This is a genomic window from Limnothrix sp. CMB-01 (assembly GCF_055193175.1).
On record NZ_CM143720.1, the window covers coordinates 958,649 to 980,600 of the forward strand.

The 21,952-nt window shown below is 53.1% G+C and carries 14 protein-coding genes and 1 tRNA gene; 5 read left to right on the forward strand and 10 right to left on the reverse strand.

Features of this window, described 5'->3' with window-relative positions:
• Positions 1–33 precede the first annotated feature (33 nt).
• The gene (gene ygfZ, locus ACZA91_RS04005; protein WP_463184799.1) at positions 34–1,113 is read left to right on the forward strand and encodes a CAF17-like 4Fe-4S cluster assembly/insertion protein YgfZ; all 1,080 of its coding nucleotides are present in this window, start codon (positions 34–36) and stop codon (positions 1,111–1,113) included.
• A 26-nt stretch (positions 1,114–1,139) separates the two neighbouring features.
• Here ygfZ and ACZA91_RS04010 read toward each other — a convergent pair whose 3' ends face one another.
• From ACZA91_RS04010 to ACZA91_RS04020, 3 genes are all read right to left on the reverse strand, one after another.
• A complete protein-coding gene (locus ACZA91_RS04010) occupies positions 1,140–1,727 on the reverse strand; it encodes a chorismate lyase (RefSeq protein WP_099531852.1) in 588 nt (195 codons plus the stop codon).
• A gap of 397 nt (positions 1,728–2,124) precedes the next feature.
• Positions 2,125–2,205, reverse strand: a tRNA-Leu gene (locus tag ACZA91_RS04015).
• A 7-nt stretch (positions 2,206–2,212) separates the two neighbouring features.
• The gene (locus ACZA91_RS04020; RefSeq protein ID WP_463184801.1) at positions 2,213–2,596 is read right to left on the reverse strand and encodes a hypothetical protein; all 384 of its coding nucleotides are present in this window, start codon (positions 2,594–2,596) and stop codon (positions 2,213–2,215) included.
• Between the two features lie 97 nt (positions 2,597–2,693).
• Here ACZA91_RS04020 and accC point away from each other — a divergent pair, with 97 nt between their 5' ends.
• Entirely contained in the window at positions 2,694–4,052 is a 1,359-nt protein-coding gene (gene accC, locus ACZA91_RS04025) for an acetyl-CoA carboxylase biotin carboxylase subunit (protein ID WP_463184802.1), read from the forward strand.
• Positions 4,053–4,290: 238 nt separating this feature from the next.
• Here accC and lnt read toward each other — a convergent pair whose 3' ends face one another.
• From lnt to ACZA91_RS04050, 5 genes are all read right to left on the reverse strand, one after another.
• On the reverse strand, positions 4,291–5,943 hold the full coding sequence (gene lnt / locus ACZA91_RS04030; RefSeq protein ID WP_463184804.1) for an apolipoprotein N-acyltransferase: 1,653 nt from the start codon (positions 5,941–5,943) through the stop codon (positions 4,291–4,293).
• 3 nt (positions 5,944–5,946) lie between these two features.
• Complete coding sequence (locus ACZA91_RS04035) at positions 5,947–6,132, reverse strand: hypothetical protein (protein WP_099531787.1); 186 nt, start codon at positions 6,130–6,132, stop codon at positions 5,947–5,949.
• A gap of 86 nt (positions 6,133–6,218) precedes the next feature.
• Positions 6,219–6,989, reverse strand: a complete 771-nt coding sequence (locus tag ACZA91_RS04040; protein ID WP_463184806.1) for a PP2C family serine/threonine-protein phosphatase — start codon at positions 6,987–6,989, stop codon at positions 6,219–6,221.
• Between the two features lie 44 nt (positions 6,990–7,033).
• Positions 7,034–8,347, reverse strand: coding sequence for a PAS domain-containing sensor histidine kinase (locus ACZA91_RS04045; protein WP_463184808.1), 1,314 nt, complete (start codon positions 8,345–8,347; stop codon positions 7,034–7,036).
• 608 nt (positions 8,348–8,955) lie between these two features.
• Entirely contained in the window at positions 8,956–10,881 is a 1,926-nt protein-coding gene (locus tag ACZA91_RS04050; protein WP_463184809.1) for a GTPase family protein, read from the reverse strand.
• A gap of 301 nt (positions 10,882–11,182) precedes the next feature.
• Between ACZA91_RS04050 and ACZA91_RS04055 the strand changes: the two genes are divergently transcribed.
• The gene (locus tag ACZA91_RS04055; RefSeq protein WP_463184811.1) at positions 11,183–16,606 is read left to right on the forward strand and encodes a trifunctional serine/threonine-protein kinase/ATP-binding protein/sensor histidine kinase; all 5,424 of its coding nucleotides are present in this window, start codon (positions 11,183–11,185) and stop codon (positions 16,604–16,606) included.
• On the opposite strand, the gene ACZA91_RS04060 is transcribed toward ACZA91_RS04055, so the two are convergent.
• Together ACZA91_RS04060 and ACZA91_RS04065 are read right to left on the reverse strand one after the other, a co-directional pair.
• Complete coding sequence (locus ACZA91_RS04060; protein ID WP_463184813.1) at positions 16,596–17,192, reverse strand: Uma2 family endonuclease; 597 nt, start codon at positions 17,190–17,192, stop codon at positions 16,596–16,598. The genes ACZA91_RS04055 and ACZA91_RS04060 overlap by 11 nt on opposite strands.
• A gap of 54 nt (positions 17,193–17,246) precedes the next feature.
• Positions 17,247–18,230: an endonuclease NucS domain-containing protein gene (locus tag ACZA91_RS04065; RefSeq protein ID WP_463184815.1), complete on the reverse strand. Its 984-nt coding sequence runs from the start codon at positions 18,228–18,230 to the stop codon at positions 17,247–17,249.
• A 57-nt stretch (positions 18,231–18,287) separates the two neighbouring features.
• Here ACZA91_RS04065 and rimI point away from each other — a divergent pair, with 57 nt between their 5' ends.
• Together rimI and ACZA91_RS04075 are read left to right on the forward strand one after the other, a co-directional pair.
• Entirely contained in the window at positions 18,288–18,875 is a 588-nt protein-coding gene (rimI, locus tag ACZA91_RS04070; RefSeq protein ID WP_463184816.1) for a ribosomal protein S18-alanine N-acetyltransferase, read from the forward strand.
• A gap of 455 nt (positions 18,876–19,330) precedes the next feature.
• Positions 19,331–21,820 carry an ATP-dependent Clp protease ATP-binding subunit gene (locus tag ACZA91_RS04075; protein WP_199291434.1) on the forward strand — a complete coding sequence of 830 codons (2,490 nt, stop codon included), beginning with the start codon at positions 19,331–19,333 and terminating at the stop codon, positions 21,818–21,820.
• The last annotated feature ends 132 nt before the right edge of the window (positions 21,821–21,952 follow it).

Here is a 21,952-nt window from a genome sequence, read left to right on the forward strand (position 1 = left end):
ATTTTGAAACCGTAGCAAGAGCAGTTCTGAACGATGGTAACCCTGCAAGACGCACAACAGCAGATGGGAGCAGTATGGGATCCCGCCGTGGCCGAGGGGCAAGTGCCCGCCCATTTCGGCAACGATCCGGCGGCGATCGCGGCGGTCACGACGGGGGTGGCCCTGGTGGATCGATCGCACTGGGCCCTGTTGCAATTAACGGGGGACGATCGAGCCTTGTTTTTACATAACCAAAGCACCGCCAACATCAAAACTCTGCAACCGGGCCAGGGTTGCCAAACCGTGTTGGTGACCTCCACCGCTCGCACCCTGGACTTGGCCATGGTGGCCGTGACGGCGGAAGCGCTGGATTTATTGGTGTCGCCGGGGATGGGGCAAACCCTGTTTCGCTGGCTCGATCGCTACATCTTCCCCGCCGATCGGGTCGCCCTCGCGGATATCAGCGGTCAATTCGCGATTTTCAGCCTTTTGGGGCCCCAAAGTGCCCTTTGTTTGCAACAGTTGGGGGCGACCCTTGACGACATTTCAGCTCTGGAACCCTTTGCCCACCAAACCATGATCCTGGCTCAGGATGTGTCTGTGCGGGTGCAACGGAGCAGCGGTCTGGCCACCGATGGCTATACCCTGTGGGTGAGCGACGATCGAGCCGGTGACCTGTGGCAGGCGATCGCCCAAGCGGGAGCCGTTCCCCTGGGCGAACAGGCCTGGGAACAGTTGCGGATCACCGAAGGGCGACCGGCGGTGGGCCATGAGTTGACGGAAGATTACAACCCTCTAGAAGCAGGGCTATGGACAGCCGTTTCCTTTAACAAAGGCTGCTACATCGGCCAAGAAACGATCGCCCGCCTGAACACCTACAACGGCGTGAAGCTAAACCTTTGGGGATTTCGACTGCCTCGGGTGATCGCCACCCCCTGTCCGATTTTGCAAGCGGATCAGAAAGTGGGAACCCTCACTAGTTGTGTGGCCACCGAGAGCGGGGCGATCGGGCTGGGCTATTTGCGCACCAAAGTGGGCGGCGCGGGCTTAAGCGTCATGATTGACCATTGCCCCACCGACGCGATCGACCTGCCCTTCATCACACGCGAGCTGGCCAACACCATCGATCATTAGAGATCGTTACATTGCAATCATTGCCACTACTGGCGGGCGATCGGCCCCAAGTAGCGCTGGAGATGTGGGGAAAAGACCTCAAAAATCAGCGTGAGGGGCTGATTTCGATGCCAAAACAGGTAATGTCGCCCCCAGAGCGGCCCCGACTCTCCAAACGCTGCCTCTAGGGCCGCCGATCGTCCGTAACAAATTCCCCGCACATCGCGGTAAAGCTCCGTGCGCAACCGAGCCAGACTGGCCCAGATGGGTAGCGATCGATTTTGCAAATACTCATCCACATGGCTGGCTTCCCACCAAGACGTGGCATAGGCCAACCGCTGGCCGGAAGCCGTCCGTAACCAAACCTGGCGACGTAATCGCGGCCCCGGAACCATTTCGATCGCCTCCGGGGCCCCATCCCCCGCCGGCCCCACCACCGACATATCAATCACATCCACCTCGGTTGGTTCTCCCGTCAGCAATTGCAGGTGGCGAGTGGGTGACCCATCTCCCAACAACAACATTTGCCAAGGGGGAGCCAAAAAATGGTGAGGTAAGCCCTGCTGCACAACGGTTTCATCCCCTTGCCAGGTGGGTTTCAGCCGATGCCAATCCCCATGGGATCCCAGCTCGATCGAGGGGCGATCGACGGGGGGCTGAGGTGCAGATAAATCCGCTTGTCGATCAGTAACGCTAGCAGTCAAGGTCTTTGCATTTCTTAACTTTTCTCGATCCTAACACTCACCTAAAGAAAAGGGGCTGAAGCGCCGCCCTCGTGATGCGGCTTTCAGCATCTCCCCTGGAATTTCTGGAATTTAAGGACGCGGCGAGTCTCGATCGATTGAAGAGTCCCGTTCATCCTATCGAGAGCCTGAGTTGAGAGCCTGAGTCGCAATCTTGAGCCACAGCTCTGAGCCGGAGATCATGAAAAACCGGATCACTGAAAATCAATGATCCGGTCGCAGGTTATGAGCTGAGGACGCTCAAGCCAGATTTCAAAGTGCTCTGGATGAAGTCCAATCTGGAATTCGATGCGGATGGCGGGACTCGAACCCGCAAGGCAAAGCCACACGCCCCTCAAACGTGCGCGTATACCAATTCCGCCACATCCGCAGGTGATTCACTGATGATGCTGGTGTGAGTTTTTGGGGGTATTGCTGAACCCAACTGAGGATGTTGGGGGCAAATTATTGTTACCCGTCAAACCAGCCGTAGCAGTATAGCATTCTTCGATCGTTTTGTTGAGCCTTGGCTGAGGTTCATCAACAGATTCATGCAGATCGGGATACACATCGGGATGCAGATTGGGATGGTGCTGGAGCCAAGATCGAAGAATTGGGCTAGATACTGAATCAAATTCAATCAGTGTCAAATTCAATCGGTATCGAGCATCGAGCCAAATCTTGAGCCAAACACCAAATACTGAGCCAAATCCAAATATTGATTGAGCCAAATCTTGAGCCGAGATTGGACGAGATCCCAAAGGATCCAGCACAAGCACCACCCTCGGCCCGATTTCCCCAGACTCCGCCGCCCGATCGCCCGCAGGCCACCCACGATGATAGGATTGGCTACCGCGCCCCACCTGCGATCGTACGACAATGCGCTTTTCAAAAGTCCTGATTGCCAACCGTGGAGAAATCGCCGTTCGGGTAATCCGAGCCTGCGAAGAACTGGGAATTTCCACTGTGGCTGTTCACTCCACTGCCGATCGACAAGCCCTGCACGTGCAGCTTGCCGACGAAGCCGTTTGCATCGGCGACGCAGCCAGCAGCAAAAGCTATCTGAACATTCCCAACATCATCGCTGCCGCTCTGACCCACAACGCCACGGCCATTCACCCGGGTTACGGTTTTTTGGCAGAAAACGCAAAATTTGTCGAGATTTGTAACGATCACCAAATTGCCTTCATTGGCCCCTCGCCGGCCGCGATTCGGGCCATGGGCGACAAGTCCACCGCCAAGGAAACCATGCAACGGGCCGGCGTGCCCACGGTTCCCGGTAGCGAAGGACTGGTGCAAAACGAAGAATCGGCCCTGGAGCTGGCCAATGAGATTGGCTATCCCGTGATGATTAAGGCCACGGCGGGTGGTGGCGGTCGCGGAATGCGTTTGGTGCGCAGTGCGGAAGAGTTGCCCAAGCTATTCCAAGCGGCCCAAGGGGAAGCGGAAGCGGCCTTTGGCAACCCGGGCCTCTACATTGAGAAATTCATTGAACGGCCGCGGCACATTGAGTTCCAAATTTTGGCCGACAGCCATGGCAACGTGATCCACCTGGGTGAGCGGGATTGTTCCATTCAGCGCCGCCACCAAAAGCTCCTGGAAGAAGCGCCCAGCCCTGTGTTGAATCCGGAGTTGCGAAAAAAGATGGGCAGTGCGGCCGTGGCAGCGGCCAAGTCGATCGACTATGTGGGCGCAGGAACGGTGGAGTTTCTGGTGGATCGATCGAGCAATTTCTATTTTATGGAAATGAACACCCGCATTCAGGTTGAACATCCAGTCACGGAAATGGTTTGCGGCCTGGATTTGATCGCTGAACAGTTGCGGATTGCCCAAGGGGAAAAACTGCGCCTCACCCAAGATCAGGTACAGTTGCGCGGCCATGCGATCGAATGTCGAATTAATGCGGAAGATCCCGATCAAAATTTCCGCCCTTGCCCCGGTCGGATTGGGGCCTATTTGCCGCCGGGTGGCCCGGGGGTGCGGATCGATTCCCACGTTTATCCCGATTATGAAATTCCGGTCTACTACGATTCTTTGATTGGCAAATTGATTGTTTGGGGCCCTGATCGCTCCAGTGCGATCGCCCGGATGAAGCGGGCCCTGCGCGAATGTGCCATCACCGGGGTGAACACCACGATTGGTTTTCACCAAAAAATCATGGAATCGCCAGAGTTTATTGGCGGCGAAGTTTATACCAATTTTGTTGAAGAGTGGATGAGCAAAAATAAAAAGCGCTAGTCAAGCGCTAATCAAGCGCTAATCCTAACCCCTGAATTGCTGACCACCTTCCTAACCTGTTTCGGAGTCAACCATGGGCGACCATTGGATGGATTGGGCCACGGTGATTGGCTATGTGGGATTCACACTATTCATCATGTGGCAAATTTTTAGCCGATCCCAATGAACCCGCTGATTGTGGGGTTGGAACAGAGGATTGGGACAGGGGAAATTGCTGGCTCCGCTGGGCGAATTGTCCCTAGCGATCGGGCAAGGATGAACCAGCACGCCGCAATCCCCAGCTCACCGCCAAGGCCAAGGGAACAGCCAGGGGTGTGAGCCAATCGCCCCAACGGACGTAGGGTGTTTGCTGGGTGCGGCGATAGATTTCGGTGGCGTGGAGTTCGTAGACGTTGGGGCGCGATCGCCAGTGGGTGACTCCGTGGGGATCGATGAAGGCGGAATAGCCGGTGTTGGCAGCGCGGGCCACCCATCGATCGGTTTCGATCGCCCGCATCACGTCTTGGGCGTGGTGTTGGGCAAACATCGTGGGCCGGTAATGGGCGTTGTTGGCTGCTGAGAGGATGAATTGCCCGCCGCTGGCCGCCTGCGATCGCGCCAATTCCGCATGGGCCGAGTCATAGCAAATCAAGGCGATCGCCTGGCCAAAGGGAGTATTGAGGCGCTGGTTGGGCTGGCCGAGGGCCAACTTGGTGTCCAGCGGCGATAGGCGATCGATCAAGCCGCCAATCAAAGACTCGAAGGGAATATATTCCCCCAGGGGCACAAGGCGCACTTTGTCATAGCGACCCACGGCTTTTCCGGTGCGATCGAGGGAAATGAGGCTGTTGGTGAGGCGATCGGGTTGCTGGCGATCGGGCGCAAACAGGCCCAACCACACAGGCACAGCGCGATCGAGCACTGCCGACAGGAATTCATTGCGTCGATCGCGAGTGGCCTCCGCTGTCCAGACCATTGGCAAGGCCGTTTCGGGAATCAACACGCCGTCAACGCCCGCCTCTGCAAGAGTTTCATAGCCCCGTTGATAGCCCGTGAGGGCCCTGCGCCAACCTTCGGAGCCAAATTTCAGATCGTTGGGAATGTTGCCTTGGATTACCCCGATCGTCAGGGCCGCAGCGGGGCGATCGGCTAAGGGTTGGGCAGCCAAGGCGGCCCCCAAGCCATGGCCCAACAGCAACAGCGCGATCGCCCCGGCCCACCAACGCCGCCGATGGGTCAGCCAAGCTTCTGCCCAGGCTCCATTCACCCCCACAATCATCGCCGTTACCAGGGCGGGGCCCGACAATTGGCCCAAGTGCAAAATCGCTAAGTTATGAGGCGCTTGGGTCAGGCCCAATCCCGTCCAAGCCAAGGGGGATTGGTTCCAGAGCCATTCCGTCACCAACCACAGGGCCAGGCCCAGCGCCCAGCGTCCGCCGGCCGATCGCCCCGCCAATTTGCGGTGTAGCAGCCCAAACCCCACCGCCCAGCAGGCGACCTGTGACCCGGCCCAACCGGCCGCCACCAACCAGCACACCAGGGCAATGGTGAGGCTGGTGGCCCAGGACACTCCCAGCCACATCATGGGATGTAGGCCCGTGAGCCAAAACACCGCCACGAGGTTGTAGCCCAAACCCCAAAGCCAGCCCAACCCGAGTCGATCGCGCCAATTGAGCGTTGGGTTTGCCAGCAACCACCACAGCGGGGCGATCGCCACCCAGGGGAGCGGCCACCAGCCCACCGGCTCCGGCCCCAGCCCCATCACCACCCCAGCCCCCAAGGCCAGAGCCGATCGCTGCCAACGACTCCACAGCGATCGCCTTGGCCCTGGCTCGCCAGCGGTGGGCGCAACGCCGCTGACCCAACGACTCAGAAAATCCGTGCCTTGCCCCCCGGTTTTGCGACCAAACACGCCCTAACGCCCCTGTTCGATCGCCGGTTTGGGGGTTTCGGGGACGGGTTCAGCGCTGGGGCTGAAGGCCGGGCCAACCCAAGCCAGGGCAATGGCCCCCAGCACGATCCACTGGGTTGCTTGCAGGAGCTGATCGGGCGATCGGGGAGCCGTTGGAGGATTGGAGTTGGGGGGCAAATCCGGTTGCATAGCTAGTTTTAAGAGTGTTGTTGAGAGTGTTGTTGGGATTGCTTTTGGGATTGCTTTTGGGATTGTTTTTGGAATGAGGCTTCGGTTCAATCAGCCAAACGCTGAACCAAAATTAGTGTGACATCATCATCGGTGCGCTGGGCGATTCGATCGGACTCTAAAAACGCCCGCAGCCGATCGATCACGACGGTCAGATCTTGGCTTTGGGCTAAAAACTGAAACAACGGCTGAAAAAAGGGCTGAAAAGGCGATTGATCGGGTTCCTGTAAGGCCAAGCGCTGCAAACCATCGGAAAAGAGCGCGAGAGATTGCCAATCACCAAGCCAAGTGACCAACTGAGGCGATCGGGCGGCCCCTGGCTCCTGCAAAAATCGGGTTTCGTTGGCAAATTCTCCCTGTTCCGGCTGCGTGAGCGTTTGCCAGTTGCCCTGGGCATCTTGAATCACCACCGCCCCATCGCCAATTTGGCCGATCGCCAATCCCGTTGGTAAGGCCACCGTCACCACCAAGGTGCAAGCCAACTCTCGCAAGGCCAAATCCCGATCGCGTGCGGCCCGATCGACCGCCCACCGAGCCGCCCGCACCACCGCCCGCAACAACGGCAACCAATCCGCCAACGATCGGGGCGATCGCCGCCGCTGCCAACGAGGCAACAACGTTAAAACCGTTTCCACCGCCACCTGGGCCCCCAGATCGGAGGCACTGGCCGATCCAGCTCCGTCGGCCACCACCGCAAATCCTGCCCGATCGCCCAAGGCCCAACCACTAGCATCTTGGCAAGGTTCCGCCGCCCGCCGATGCCGACTCCCCGCCACCGACAGGGCGATCGATGCCATCCGCATCGATTCCAGTTGCATCCCAAGTTGCAGCGATGCAACTTCCTGACCCGTGACGCTCAATCCTAACTCCTGTCTACACAAACCAGCGGCAACTCAATCATAAAGGTTGTACCCGCCCCTAACTGGGACTCCAACCACAATCGACCGCCATGCTTTTCTTCAATTACTTGTCGAGACAGGGTTAAGCCCAAGCCGGTTCCTTTGCCCACCAATTTAGTTGTAAATAAATGCTCAAAAATTTGGCTTTGTAGCTCCTCAGCAATGCCGCGCCCATTGTCCTGGATGGATAGGTGAACCGATTTTTGATCCGCCGAGAGGGCAGTGGTGATGATGATTTGGGGGGGATTTTCGCTGAGCGCCTGGACAGGGCGATCGCGGCAAGCTTCATCCAGTTCATCGATCGCGTTAGCCAGCAAATTCATAAACACCTGATTCAGTTGACCGGCAAAGCATTCCACTTCAGGCACATCACCATAGTTTTTAATGACCTGAATGGCGGGCCGATGATCATGGGACTTCAGGCGATGTTTTAACAATAAAATTGTGCTGTCCAATCCATCTTGCAAATCAAAACTAACTGGATATTCACTATCTAAGCGCGAGAAGGTTCTTAAGCTATCACTAATCGTTTTAATGCGATCAATTCCCTGATTCATCGACTCCAAAAGCTTGGGCAAGTCCTGGCGAATGAATTCTAAATCCACTTCTTCAATGAGTTGTTGCACCTGCTGATGGGGATCGGGGTGATGTTCCGCATAGGTATCCAACAGGGCAAACAGATCCTCCAGGTGCTCCAATGCAGGGCGAATATTGCCCTTTAAAAACCCCAAAGGATTATTAATTTCATGGGCCACCCCGGCGACCAAATTCCCCAGGGCCGACATTTTTTCACTTTGTACCAGTTGAATTTGCGCTTGCTGAAGCTGTTCCACCACCTGCTCGAGGGTCGTGGACTTTTCTAAGAGCTGAGCCTCGGATTCTTGCAAGCGTCGTTCGGCCATCACTCGATCGGTCACATTCTGGGCGATCGAGTAAATGGATAGCATCTGATCTTGGTCATCAAAAACCGGCGTGTTAATCCATTCACAAATAATGACACTGCCGTCTTTGCAGATATTCTCATTTTGACAAACAACCGTTTTTCGCTCCTGTAAGAGGGCTACCATCAGCGGCTTAATTTCGGTTTGCACGGTTGGCGACACGATACGGCTAACCGGTTGTAGATAAATTTCTTCCGCAGAATAGCCAAAGATTTTTTCGGCAGCCGGGTTCCAACTAATGACACAGAAATCTTGGTTCCATTCAATCAGCGCTAAGGGGGTTTGCTGAATCAGGAAACTGAGTTTTTCAGTGATGCCAAGAAACTGGTTTGACATAACAGTCAGTTGTTGAATGGAAGGAAAATTAGCAATCTTGCTGAGTCGATGTCTGAAAAGCGTCTTGGATTATTTGCCAAGCATGAATCATCACGAAGGCAAGGAGCTTAAGCCCCTTATCTGCGATGACACCTGAAAGGAGTAGCTATGGCTTTTCAGACATCTACTTAGGGATAACTCTTAGCAAGCTATCCAAACACTAAACATCAAACAATCAGCCCAAGACAGACCATAATTATGAATATCTGCATTGGATTGAATATTTATAAAGAGTACCAACGTATTAGAACTTTAAATTTGAGTTGAAAAATGTGCAAATAGCACCAGGTCTTCTCCAATGTTAACGGATGATCCGAATGGCCGCCGTAAATTTGTGATATTTGTAGTTAAAGTTTCGATAATGCATCATCACAAATTAATTCCCCACCTTAGCTGCCGATCAGTGGTGCGTTAAAGTTCTGGAATGATTTTGCTCAATTTTTCGCCAAAAATCAGCAGAGATGCGATTAGCGCGAAATTTCAACTCCGTTCGGGTCAAGGCGCGTTCCTTCGCCATGGAGATTCATCGGCGGCGATCGCCCGTTCCAGCGGTTCTAAACTGATTTTGCCTAGACCAATCGCGCTTGGCGATAGAACTGCACCCGATCGCGCAGGGTATTAGCCGGGGTTTCTTGGCTCCAATGTTCCACCAAGGCATGGCCCAAGGCCCAGGCTTCCCGCTCCGGTGGCTGACCGTTGTCGGTCACCAGCGGCCACAGGGACAGCCAATCTAAGTTGCGCGATCGCGCTTCGCCGTCCAAGCTGGCTGTTGGTTGCAGTAGGCTAAACAGGTCGTAGGCCAATTGCAATTTACCAACCACCAGGGGCAATTGCTCGATTGGGATGCGCTCGGCCAACAGATAGGCCAAGGTTGGAGAGCCGGTCATCACCCGCGAAATGAGTTGCAGAACGGGGCTTTTGAGAAACAGGGCCAGCCCTTGGGCGGTGGACATTTGGAACACATATTGATCGATGATGCGAGCGGCGGCCGTGGCGCGGGCTTCCCGATCGCGCAGGAAGCGGGCCAAGCGAAGTTCCTGGGCTGGGCCGATCGCCTCTAGTAATGCCAGGGAAAGGGTTTCCAGCCCCCAAGGCCCCCGCTCTCCCAACACCACAGGCAAGAATTGATCGCAATGGGCCCCCAGCAGCTCGGCGCGATATTGCACCGCTTCCCGCATCGATTGCTCCTTGGGTCGATCGCCCCCCAACCAGTCGTAGGGCGGTTGCCACTCCCGCAGGGGCCGCAAGCGATCCACCTGGGAAATGACCCCAATCACCGGGGCTGTTACCCCAGCAGCCTGCAAATCTCGCAAGCAGTCCAAATCCATCTGTAGCGCCGGATCCAGCGCTGGAGTCACCAACAGGATCACGTCTGCGGCCCGAGCGGCCGCCCGGGCCCGCTCTCCGGCCGTTGGGTTACCCGCCTGTTCATAGCCCGGTGAGTCCCACAGCCGCAACCGATCGCCCGTGGCGGCCACCCACTCATAGCTCACCACCCGATCGGTGTTGGGCAACACATCCGTTTCCGCCAACTCCGCCGCAAACAGCCCATTCACCAGGCTGCTTTTGCCGGCCCCCGTTCGCCCCAGCAACAACACATTCACCACGGCGGTGGCGATCGCCTCTTCCGGTTCCGCTTGGGCAATCAAGGCTTGCAGGGTTTCGGTTTGGGCCTGGGGAATGGGTGAGGCGATCGGGGCAAAATTTTCCGGCGGCAACCCGGCCCCACCGTACAGGGCGATCGCCTGGCGCGCCAAATTCCGCAAAGCCGTTTCCCGCAACACTTGCCCCAAATTCGCCAACAGGGCGCGATCGGCCCGAGTGCTGGAGCCTTGGGTGATCGTTCGAGCCGCCGCCGCCACCGGATTCAAAAACCACTGGGCCCACTGCCAAGCCCGAAATGCCTTGCGCATGGAAGGCTCCAGCTTTTGATACAGCGTATAGGTCTCGTAGGCTTGGCCCACGGTCACCTGGCCCAAAACCGGCTCCAGTTGCTGCATCCAGCGATCCAAATCATCCACCGTCCCCCGCATCAATCGATAGGCTTGGGGCACATAAATACTGAGTAAGGGATAGCTAGCCTCCGGGTAATAGGCCCGAGCCACCGCCGTCGTTAAGCTCAAACAACGCTGCCAAAACTGATCCCAATTTTCCCAAGGGGCCGGGTCGTTTTGGGCAGCTTGCAACAGTTCCGTTAAGGCCACTTCCGCCCGCGCCAACGCACCTTCATTCACCGGCACAGCAACGTGATCGCCCCGCTGTTCCCAGTCCGCCAGCCCCGCCGAGGCGATCGCCGCTTCCACTTGCCCCACCATGGATTTTGTCCAGCGCACCAGCAACCAGCGCCAGCCCACCAGCATCAGGGTAAACAGTCCCCAAATCCAACTCAAGCCCCAAGCGTGCAACTGGGAGCCGGCCGCCCACAGCACCACCCCCACTATCGTCACCAACGGCAGCGCCAACACCACCCACTGCCACCGCGCCAATCGCACCATTGCCGCCAACTCCCAAGGCTACGGTTCCCATTCTAGAAACCATCAGGGGCGATCGCCCAAGCTTTTTTAATGCGTGAGAATGGGCAGCAAAACCATGCGTAACAGCAACCATACGATCAAAAAAAGGCGATCAAAAAAGGCGATCGGTTCACTAGGTTACAAAATCAGGTGATCGTCATCACCCTCAGCACAAACATTAAGATTGACACCTGACCAAAAGAAATTGCTAAGCTAGATGTCTGAGTTGATGAAAACACGATCAATTTCAACTCTATCAACGCTTCATCACGGATTAATTTAGATGTCTCCACTGAATGCTTCTTCAATCAATTCTTTTCCTGAAGTTCCTGGCTATAGAATTGTTGAACAAATTCACCGTGGGTCACGCACATCCGTTTATCGCGCCATCCAGCACGATAGTCAGCGACTAGTAATTCTAAAAGCGCTGCATTCAAGCTATCCCACCTTTAGCGAATTAATTCAATTCCGAAATCAATACGCCATCACTCAAAATCTTGATGTTCCAGGCATTGTGCAGCCTTTAGATTTGGAGCCGATCGGCAATAGCTATGCCCTGATCATGGAAGACTGTGGCAGCATTTCTCTTCAGCAATATTGTCAGCAACAACAACTCAGCTTAGGTGATGTGCTCAACATTGCCCTGCAACTAACCACCATTCTGCATAGCCTGCATCAGCAACGAGTCATTCATAAAGATATTAAGCCGGCCAATATTCTAATTCATCCAGAATCCAAGCAAGTCAAACTCATTGACTTTAGCATCGCGTCCCTATTGCCCAAAGAGACACAGGAAATTCAAAATCCGAATGTTCTTGAAGGAACCCTGACTTATCTTGCACCGGAGCAAACCGGACGCATGAACCGGGGGATTGACTATCGCGCTGATTTTTATGCCTTGGGTGTGACCTTATATCAATTATTCAGTGGCCAGTTGCCCTTTGAGTCAGAGGATCCAATGGAGCTGGTGCATTGTCATATTGCCAAAGTACCCACACCCGTTGAGCAAATCAATCCAGCTATTCCAGCCATCGTGGGGGCGATCGTTGCTAAATTGATTGCCAAAAATGCTGAGGATCGATATCAAAGTGCCCTGGGACTCAAACATGATTTACAACAATGCTTGAACCAGTGGCAGGACACAGGCACTGTTGCTGATTTTGAATTGGGTCAACGGGATTTAAGCGATCGCTTCCTGATTCCTGAAAAACTCTATGGCCGCGAAACGGAAGTTCAAGCACTCCTGAAAGCCTTTGATCGGGTTGCTCAAGGCCGTTCAGAATTGATGCTAGTGGCGGGATTCTCTGGAATTGGCAAAACCGCTGTTGTTAATGAAGTTCACAAGCCCATTACTCAGAAAAAAGGCTATTTCATTAAGGGCAAATTTGATCAATTCAATCGCAGTATTCCCCTCTTTGCGTTTGTACAAGCATTGCGCGACCTGATGGGACAGCTTTTGTCAGAATCTGATGCGCAATTAGCCCAATGGAAGACCCATATCCTGGAAGCCGTGGGCAGCAATGGTCAAATTCTGATCGATCTCATTCCTGAGCTGGAACAAGTTATTGGGCCGCAGCCACCCGCTCCAGAGCTTTCTGGTGAAGCTGCCCAAAATCGTTTTAACCACTTATTTCAAAATTTCATTCAAGTTTTTGCAAAATCAGATCACCCCCTCGTCATTTTTATCGATGATCTGCAATGGGCTGATTCAACTTCTTTGGGGTTGATGCAAAATCTGTTAACAGAGGCTCGCTCCCATGCTCAATGTCTCTTGGTTTTGGGAGCCTATCGAGATAATGAAGTGTTGCCCGGCCATCCCTTTTTAATCACAGTAAAAGCCTTAGAAGAGGCCCATGTTTCCCTAGCAACCCTCATCCTCGGCCCCTTAAGTGCGGAGAGTCTCAACCAGTTAATTGCTGATACTTTCCGAACCTCAAACAGCAAAGTGCAGCCCTTGACCCATCTGGTGATGCAAAAAACCCAGGGCAACCCATTCTTTGCGACCCAATTCCTCAAAGCACTACACCAAGACAGTCTCATTACCTTCGATCGGGAGGCGGGTCACTGGCAATGCGACTTAGTACCAGTACAGGACGCAGCCTTAACGGATGATGTGGTGGAGTTCATGGCCTTGCAGCTCCAAAAGTTGCCCATGGTCACCCAAGAACAACTGAAGTTTGCCGCTTGTGTTGGGGCTAAGTTTGACCTCAAGACCTTGGCGATTGTTTCAGAACAAAGCGAAATTCAAGCGGCTTCAGCCCTATGGCCAGCACTGCAAGAGGGGCTAATTTTGCCAGAGGGCAAGATTTATAAGTTTTATGCGGATCGTGATTCGTCCCAGGTCGATCAAGCCTGGAGCGAAGAGATTTCTGGGCAAATTCAATACCGTTTTTTCCATGACCGAGTGCAACAGGCTGCTTATTCCCTGATTCCTGAAGATCAAAAACAGGTGACTCACCTGAAGATGGGTCAGTTACTCCAAAACCGCTTGTCGGCAGCAGAGCGCGAGGAGAAGCTATTTGATATTGTTGGGCATTTGAATTTGGGGCATGGGCTATTAAGTCAGCAAAAGGAACGAGAGGCATTGATTCGACTGAATCTTGCTGCCATCGACAAGGCGAAAAAGGCAACGGCTTACGGTGCGGCTCAAGACCTCGTGACGATCGGGCTGGAGCTACTTTCAGAAGAGCCTTGGCAAAACCAGTATGAATTGAGCTTAAAACTCCATCAAATGGCGGCGGATGTGGCCTGTTTAAAGGCTGATTTTGAGGGGGCGATCGCCCAAGTTCAACAGGTTTTAGAGCAAGCTCAAACCGTCTTGGATAAAGTGCCTGTTTATATGGTGCAAGTCAGGGTGTTGACGGCTCAAAATCAATTGGCAGAGGCGATCGCCATTGCTGCCCAAGCTATCACTGAATTGGGAGTTCAGTTTCCCGACGACATCACACCAAGCCTCATCGCCCAAACCTTGCAAACTGTGGAAACCGAGCTAGAGGGAACGGTCATTGAGGATTTGGTCAATTTGCCGGTGATGACTGACCCAAAGACCATTGCCGCCATGGAATTGCTGGGCATGATTATGCCCATGGTATTTATTGCGAAGCCCACATTTTTGCCCTTTGTTTGTGCAAAAATTGTGAGTTTGTCGCTCCAGTTTGGTAACACGCCTGTCTCAAGTGTTGGTTATACGACTTACGGCTTAGTTTTAGCCACGGGCTTAGGTCAGGTCGATCGGGGCTATCGCTTGGGAAAAATGTCCTTAACCCTAATTGATCGGCTCAATACAAAAGCATACAAGTGCCTGAGCATTCTTTTCTTTGCTGCCTGTGTTCAGCACCAGAAAGAATCAATGACTTCCATGGCTGCTTTGCTCAAGCAGGGATATTTAACTGGTATAGAAGCCGGTGACTTTTTATATTTAGGCTATTGTTTAGCCCATTATTTTTATGCTTATTTCTATGGCGGCAAGGAATTATCTGGACTGCAAGCCGAGGTTGATCAATTCTGTTCTGCTATTGCTTCGTCAAAGCAAGATAACGCTCTAGCATACTTGCAGATGACGAGTGAGTTTCTTGAACGATTGTTGGTCACACACCGCCAGCCCGCTCTCTTGATTGGCGATCGTTATGACGAGACGAAAATTTTTCCGAAACATCTTCAAAATCAGCAACTAACTGATCTTGGGATTGCTTACACCTACAAATTGATCTTGGCCTATTTGTTTGGTGATTATGGGCTTGCTCTTGAATATCTCAATGAAGTCAAGCAGTATCTAGATAACATCGTCGGAATGTTGCATATTCCCGCCATCCATTTTTATGGAGGGTTAACCTGTTTGGCAGTCGCGATCGGCAAGCCCGAAAATGAGCGATTAGAGCTACTCGCCTTGGTGGAACAGCACCACAGCAGCCTATCAACTTGGGCAGAGAATGCCCCGATGAATTACCAGCATAAACTGGATCTGCTGACAGCAGAAAAACATCGATTTTTGGGCAATTTCTTGGAGGCAATTAATGGCTATGAGCGGGCGATTTCGGGTGCTAAGGTTAATGGTTTCATTCAAGAAGAAGCTTTAGCATATGAACTGGCCGCGCAATTTTATCTCGATTGGGGTAAGGAGAAAATCGCCGCCAGCTATATGCAGGAAGCCTACTATGGCTATGCTCGCTGGGGAGCGAAAGCCAAAGTGATTGATTTAGAGCAACGCTACGCCCAATTACTACAACCGATTCTGCAAGCAGCTAATCAACCCTTCGCCCTTTTAGAAACCTTAGCGACGATCACAAATCCTGCTGATTCACCACGCGCCACTCCGCATGGAAGTTCTAGCGGCAGCATTAACCAAATGCTTGATTTTACTGCCCTGCTACAGGTCTCTCAAAATCTGGTCAGCACGATCGCCCTAGATGAATTGCTGCAAACCCTAGCTCAGACGATGTTGAAAAACTCGGGAGCCGATCGATGTGCCTTAATCCTTTGGGAGGGCGATCGATGGCAGGTGAGAGTGATGGCCAACCCAGAGCAGGTGACATTGCAATCGACTCCCTTAGACGATAACCCCGACATTCCGATCAAGCTGATTCAATATGTCAAAAACAGGGCAGTGACGGTTGTTGTCAATGATCTTGATACTGATTTACCCGTCATTGGTGATTATCTAAACTGCTATCAACCCAAGAGTGTCTTGTGTTTGCCAATTCTTAACCAAGGAAATGTGCGGTCTATTTTATACCTGGAAAATCGATCAACCAGTGGCGTGTTTACCAGCGATCGAATCACTATTTTGAAATTTCTTTGCAGCCAAGCCGCCATTTCTTTGGAAAATGCTCGACTTTACCAACAATCTCAAACCTATGCGCAACAATTGGAGCAGTCCCAATTGCAAATGGTGCAGAGCGAGAAAATGGCTTCTCTTGGCAACCTCGTGGCAGGGGTAGCTCACGAAGTTAACAACCCGATCGGCTTTCTCAATGGCAGCATTAACAATGGCAAGGATCACGTTAAAGACCTATTGGCACATTTGGCGCTTTATCAGCAACATTATCCCAATCCAGTTATTCCCATTCAAGATCACGCTGAAGACATTGACTTGGAATATATCTGCGAAGATTTACCCCAGTTGCTGAACTCAATGCAGGGAGCAACCGATCGAATCAAATCAATCAGCACCAGCCTTCGCATTTTCTCTCGTGCCGACACAGAATATAAGGTCAGTGCCAATTTGCATGAGGGCATTAACAGCACGGTGTTGATTTTGAAATATCGACTCAAGGCAAATCAGTTTCGGCCTGCCATCGAAGTCAAAACTGACTACGGAGACATACCAGAAGTTGATTGTTTCCCAGGACAAATCAACCAGGTATTTATGAATATCCTGGCCAATGCGATCGATGTGTTTGATGAAATGGTGCAGGGTCGATCGTTCAAGGAATTAGAAGCACATCCCCAAATCATCACAATCAGTACAACTGTTGTTGGTGATCAAGTGCAGATTTCAATTCGGGATAATGGCAAGGGCATTAGCGAAGAGGTGCAAGCCAAGATCTTTGACCATTTGTTTACCACAAAGGGCGTGGGCAAGGGGACGGGATTAGGGCTAACGATCGCCCGCCAAATTGTCGAGAAAAAACATGGCGGCAGTTTGACAGTTCAGTCAGAATTAGGACAGGGAACTGAGTTTTTGATTCAACTGCCAATCAAGGGCTAGACAAGGCTGCAAAACATTGCTCAACGGCAATAATTCGATCGGGAAAGGAGATTGGGGTGATCGTCTCACCAGGTTGCAAGATCAGCCGATCGCCATAGCCATCAGCACGGGGCGATCGATAAACTTCTAAGTGGCGCTGCTCCAAGTCTACTAACCAATAGTCCCCGATCGCCTCGCGGGCATAGAGTGCGCCTTTGACCTGGCGATCGTATCGAGCGGTGCTGTCAGCAACTTCAATTAGCAACTGAACATCAGCGGGAGTTGGATAGCCATCTTCATAGAAGTTCGATCGCCATCGCAGCACTGCAATATCCGGTTGGGGAAATGAGTCGGTCATCTGCACCGAATTTTGCACACTGACGATCGCCTGTCCCTGAAGTTGCGCCGTCAACAAATGCACTAACCGATTCACACAAGCAGCATGGCGCTTTCCAATAGGCGACATTTCAACAATATTTCCTGCAATCAATTCCGTCCGTCGATCGTCCGCCAAAATTCCCGCTTCATAGAGGCGCTGATAGTCAGCCACACTGAACCGGTACAAACTGGAATAATCCTGAACCTCTAACAACTGAGCTTGAAGCATTATCTCTAGTCCTCAGCATCACAGCATTTTAAGTTGATTTCACGACCATTAATTTTATAAGCGTTCTTGCCAGTAGGTAATCGCTACCTGAATTAAGGATTTCAAGGTTTTTCCAGCAGCAATCACTTCTTGATAACGATTATAGGCAACTTGAGCTTCTGTATTTCCTGATTCTGCAATGTCTCCAAGCCATTGAACCATTTGCTCAAAGGATAAGCCACCACTGAAATTCATTGTTCCTACCCAATATATATTCGTAAATTTCGTCCCATCTTCAAAAACAATAAATAGTCTTAGCCGATCCCTGGAAAAGCAGGTACGGTCTGGCAATTTAAGGAGTAATAAGCCTCCAGAACCTCTTTTAGACTTAATATGCAACTCGGCACATACTTTCGATTTGGTATTGCCATACATTAAGCTCCCCTTTTCTTGAATTTCTTTCATTCTGGGATCAAATGAGAGTAAAAATTCTCTGATGTGGAGCAATTGTGCAATCTTATTTTCTTGGCAATTTTTATTCATTAACTTAATTAGTGACTGCGAAGGCGGTTCAATGGTTAATTCTGTCTCTTTAGTCCAGGCAGCAATTAGAATCTTCTTATCCAATGCTTCCAAATTCCAATAAAATTTTTCATTTTCTGCAATGATAGAGAATTCAAGCAATTCAAATTCCAATCTGTGGTACTTACAATCTAATTCATTGAATGGATGAATATTGGGCAAGATACCAATCAGGCGAATTTTCTTGTCTCCAGAAAACTCAGGCAGCACTTCATCAGAACTGATAATCAAGTCGTAATAGCGAGTTAGTTGTTGAATGATGTGTCGATCTTCTGTGTTTTTGAGTTCAATAATAGCTAAGTTCCGTTCTTCATCAACTGCCAAGATATCGATGAATTGTCCTCCTAATGAAAATTGCCGCTTGATGGGTGTTAGTCCTAAGGCTGTCTGGAGATTTTCCCAAACAAAGTTTTCTAATTCAGATTCATTGACAAAACACCACTGCCCATTTGCCTGTATAAGTTGATAACGAATCATTTGCCTATCACCAACCAAAATTCATTTATTCTTGCTGGATTATAGGGTTTTGGATTTATGCGATCGCTCCGTTTGCAGTTGTTGGATCATGACTATCTCGATCAATTGGTGGCGATCGACCAGATAGCCTTGGGTGGTCTGTGGAGCGCCGACACCTATCGCCGGGAACTGGATAGCCCGAATAGTGATTTGCTCGGGGCGATCGATCCGCAAGGACAACTGATCGGGTTTGGTTGCGCCTGGGCGATCGTTGACGAGTGCCACATCACGGCGATCGCCCTGCGGCCCGAGTGGCAGCGACAGAGCTTGGGCCAAACCCTGCTGTGGGGCCTGTTGAGCTTGGCGCGGCAACGGGAAATGAAACGCGCCACCCTTGAAGTGCGACCCAGCAACCAAGCCGCCCTCTCGCTTTACGAAAAATTTGGCTTCCAGGAGGCCGGCCGTCGCAAACGCTACTACGCCGATGGCGAAGATGCGGCGATCCTGTGGTTAGGCAAGTTGGATTGGCCCCAGTTTGCTCAACAGCTCGATCGCACCGCTGCTGACCTGAGCGATCGACTGGCGCAACATCAATGGCAGTGGTGGGGAGAGATTGTGCCCCCAACCGCCGGGGTCGGCAGCCCCCCAAGCCATGCGCTAGATTAAAAACCTATCTTTCAATCCTGCCCAACAGGTTCACCCAATTTTTGGGATTCACCCCAGTCCACTGGCTCAATGGGGGTCTGCCAAATTCTGGCTAACCCTTGAGCTGGCCCATGTTTCACTCCCGATCGGGCCGTTTTGCCGCTGGCCCTTGCCATCAGCAATCCCAAGACCCGATTTTCAACCCAAACGTTCTTTAAAAATCCTAAAAGCATTCATCAATCCATCCCCCAGGATCGCCCAAAAGGCTTGATCCCCCCCTACCCCATCGGGGAACAAAATCCCCCGAAAGTTCATGGCAATTTCTCGAGTTCTTGAGCTTGCCAAGGGGAAGCCGATCGAGTTGGGGAAACCGCCCGATCGCCCCCCAATTGCCGGCCAGGTCAGCCCCAAACTGCCCAAACCGCGCGTGTTAAAATCAGATTTGCCAGCACTTCGCAGGTGATAGGGAACCGCCAATGTTTGAACGCTTCACTGAGAAAGCCATTAAGGTGATCATGCTCGCCCAAGAAGAGGCCCGCCGCCTGGGTCATAACTTCGTGGGCACTGAGCAAATCCTTCTCGGACTCATTGGCGAAGGCACTGGTGTAGCCGCCAAAGTCCTGAAATCCATGGGTGTCAACCTCAAGGACGCTCGGATTGAGGTCGAAAAAATTATCGGTCGCGGCTCCGGCTTCGTGGCTGTGGAAATTCCCTTCACGCCCCGGGCCAAGCGGGTTCTGGAACTGTCGCTCGAAGAGGCCCGCCAACTGGGTCACAACTACATCGGCACAGAGCACCTGCTGCTGGGCCTGATCCGCGAAGGAGAAGGGGTCGCGGCCCGAGTGCTGGAAAATCTGGGCGTTGACCTGTCGAAGGTGCGCACCCAAGTGATTCGGATGTTGGGCGAAACGGCGGAAGTGACTGCCGGTGGCTCCCAAGGCCGCACCAAGACCCCAACCCTGGATGAGTTTGGGGCTAACCTGACCCAACAGGCTGCTGAAGGCAAGTTGGATCCGGTGGTGGGTCGCCAGAAGGAAATTGAGCGGGTGATTCAGATTTTGGGTCGCCGCACCAAAAATAACCCGGTGTTGATCGGGGAGCCGGGCGTGGGTAAAACCGCGATCGCCGAAGGATTGGCCCAACGGATTGCCAATGGCGATGTGCCGGACATCCTGGAAGACAAACGGGTCGTGACGCTGGATATCGGTCTGTTGGTGGCCGGTACCAAGTATCGCGGGGAGTTTGAAGAGCGCCTGAAGAAGATCATGGATGAGATTCGCCAGGCCGGTAACGTGATCCTGGTGATCGATGAAGTCCATACCCTGATTGGCGCGGGTGCTGCGGAAGGGGCGATCGATGCCGCCAACATACTGAAGCCAGCCCTCGCACGGGGCGAATTGCAGTGCATCGGAGCCACGACCCTGGATGAGTACCGCAAGCACATCGAGCGGGATGCGGCCCTGGAGCGGCGCTTCCAGCCGGTGATGGTGGGTGAGCCGACCGTGGACGAAACGATCGAGATTCTGCGCGGTCTGCGGGAGCGCTACGAGCAACACCACAAGCTGAAGATTTCCGATGAAGCGCTAGAGGCGGCGGCCAAGCTTTCCGATCGCTACATCAGCGATCGTTACTTGCCCGACAAGGCGATCGACTTGATCGACGAAGCGGGATCGCGGGTGCGCTTGCTGAATTCCCAACTGCCTCCGGCTGCCAAGGAGTTGGACAAGGAGCTGCGGGAAGTCCTCAAGCAAAAGGACGAAGCCGTGCGATCGCAGGACTTTGACAAGGCCGGCGAGCTGCGCGACAAGGAAATGGAAATTAAGCAGCAAATCCGCAACATCGCCCAAACCAAGAAATCGGAAGAGCGGGCCGATGATCCGCTGCAACCGGTGGTGGACGAGGAGGACATCGCCCAAATCGTCGCCTCCTGGACGGGTGTGCCGGTGAACAAGCTCACCGAGTCCGAATCCGAAAAGCTGCTGCACATGGAAGACGTGTTGCACCAGCGGCTGATCGGCCAAGACGAAGCGGTGAAGGCCGTGTCTCGCGCCATCCGCCGGGCCCGCGTGGGTCTGAAGAACCCCAACCGCCCGATCGCCAGCTTCATCTTCTCTGGCCCCACCGGGGTTGGGAAAACCGAGCTGACCAAGGCCTTGGCGGCCTACTTCTTCGGCTCCGAGGAAGCGATGATCCGCCTCGACATGTCGGAATACATGGAGCGGCACACGGTCTCGAAACTGATCGGTTCGCCTCCGGGCTATGTGGGCTACAACGAAGGCGGTCAACTGACGGAAGCCGTGCGTCGTCGCCCCTACACCGTGGTGCTGTTCGACGAAATCGAAAAGGCCCACCCCGATGTGTTCAACATGCTGCTGCAAATCCTGGAAGATGGTCGCTTGACCGATGCCAAGGGCCGCACGGTGGACTTCAAGAACACTTTGATCATCCTCACCTCGAACATCGGTTCCAAGGTGATTGAAAAGGGTGGCGGCGGTCTGGGCTTCGAGTTTGGCGAAGACCAAGCCGAGTCGCAGTACAACCGGATCAAGTCCCTGGTGAACGAGGAGCTGAAGAACTACTTCCGCCCCGAGTTCCTGAACCGCCTGGACGAAATCATCGTCTTCCGCCAACTGAGCAAGGACGAGGTGAAGGAAATCGCCGAAATCCTGCTCAAGGAAGTGTTTGCCCGCTTGACCGAGCGCGGCATCACCCTGGCGGTAACCGACAAGTTCCGCGAACGGTTGATCGAAGAGGGCTTCAACCCCAGCTACGGGGCGCGGCCACTGCGTCGGGCAATTATGCGCCTGCTGGAAGACGTGCTGGCGGAGGAAATCCTCTCCGGCCGGATCAAGGACGGCGACACGGCCACGATCGACCTCGACGAAGACCGCAACGTGAAGGTGGACGTGACGGCCGGTGCGCCACCCGCTGAAACCCGCGAGCTGGTGGGTCAAGGGGCTGAGTAACTCTGAGTCGAACGCGATCAAGACGAGATCGGCTTGATCGCGATCGGGTTTAGTTCAGCTCAGTTCCAGCCCTTGATGGGAATGCACTAGTGCTCATTTGTAAAAGGGCGACCCGTTGGGGCCGCCCTTTTA

What these genes read in the sequence shown, in the direction of transcription:
- ACZA91_RS04045 (WP_463184808.1), bottom strand. Translation starts at nt 8,347, where the DNA reads ATGTCAAACCAGTTTCTTGGCATCACTGAAAAACTCAGTTTCCTGATT.
- ACZA91_RS04060 (WP_463184813.1), bottom strand. Translation starts at nt 17,192, where the DNA reads ATGCTTCAAGCTCAGTTGTTAGAGGTTCAGGATTATTCCAGTTTGTAC.
- accC (WP_463184802.1), top strand. Translation starts at nt 2,694, where the DNA reads ATGCGCTTTTCAAAAGTCCTGATTGCCAACCGTGGAGAAATCGCCGTT.
- ACZA91_RS04050 (WP_463184809.1), bottom strand. Translation starts at nt 10,881, where the DNA reads ATGGTGCGATTGGCGCGGTGGCAGTGGGTGGTGTTGGCGCTGCCGTTG.
- ACZA91_RS04075 (WP_199291434.1), top strand. Translation starts at nt 19,331, where the DNA reads ATGTTTGAACGCTTCACTGAGAAAGCCATTAAGGTGATCATGCTCGCC.
- rimI (WP_463184816.1), top strand. Translation starts at nt 18,288, where the DNA reads ATGCGATCGCTCCGTTTGCAGTTGTTGGATCATGACTATCTCGATCAA.
- ACZA91_RS04040 (WP_463184806.1), bottom strand. Translation starts at nt 6,989, where the DNA reads ATGCAACTGGAATCGATGCGGATGGCATCGATCGCCCTGTCGGTGGCG.
- ACZA91_RS04035 (WP_099531787.1), bottom strand. Translation starts at nt 6,132, where the DNA reads ATGCAACCGGATTTGCCCCCCAACTCCAATCCTCCAACGGCTCCCCGA.
- ACZA91_RS04065 (WP_463184815.1), bottom strand. Translation starts at nt 18,230, where the DNA reads ATGATTCGTTATCAACTTATACAGGCAAATGGGCAGTGGTGTTTTGTC.
- ACZA91_RS04055 (WP_463184811.1), top strand. Translation starts at nt 11,183, where the DNA reads ATGTCTCCACTGAATGCTTCTTCAATCAATTCTTTTCCTGAAGTTCCT.
- ygfZ (WP_463184799.1), top strand. Translation starts at nt 34, where the DNA reads ATGGTAACCCTGCAAGACGCACAACAGCAGATGGGAGCAGTATGGGAT.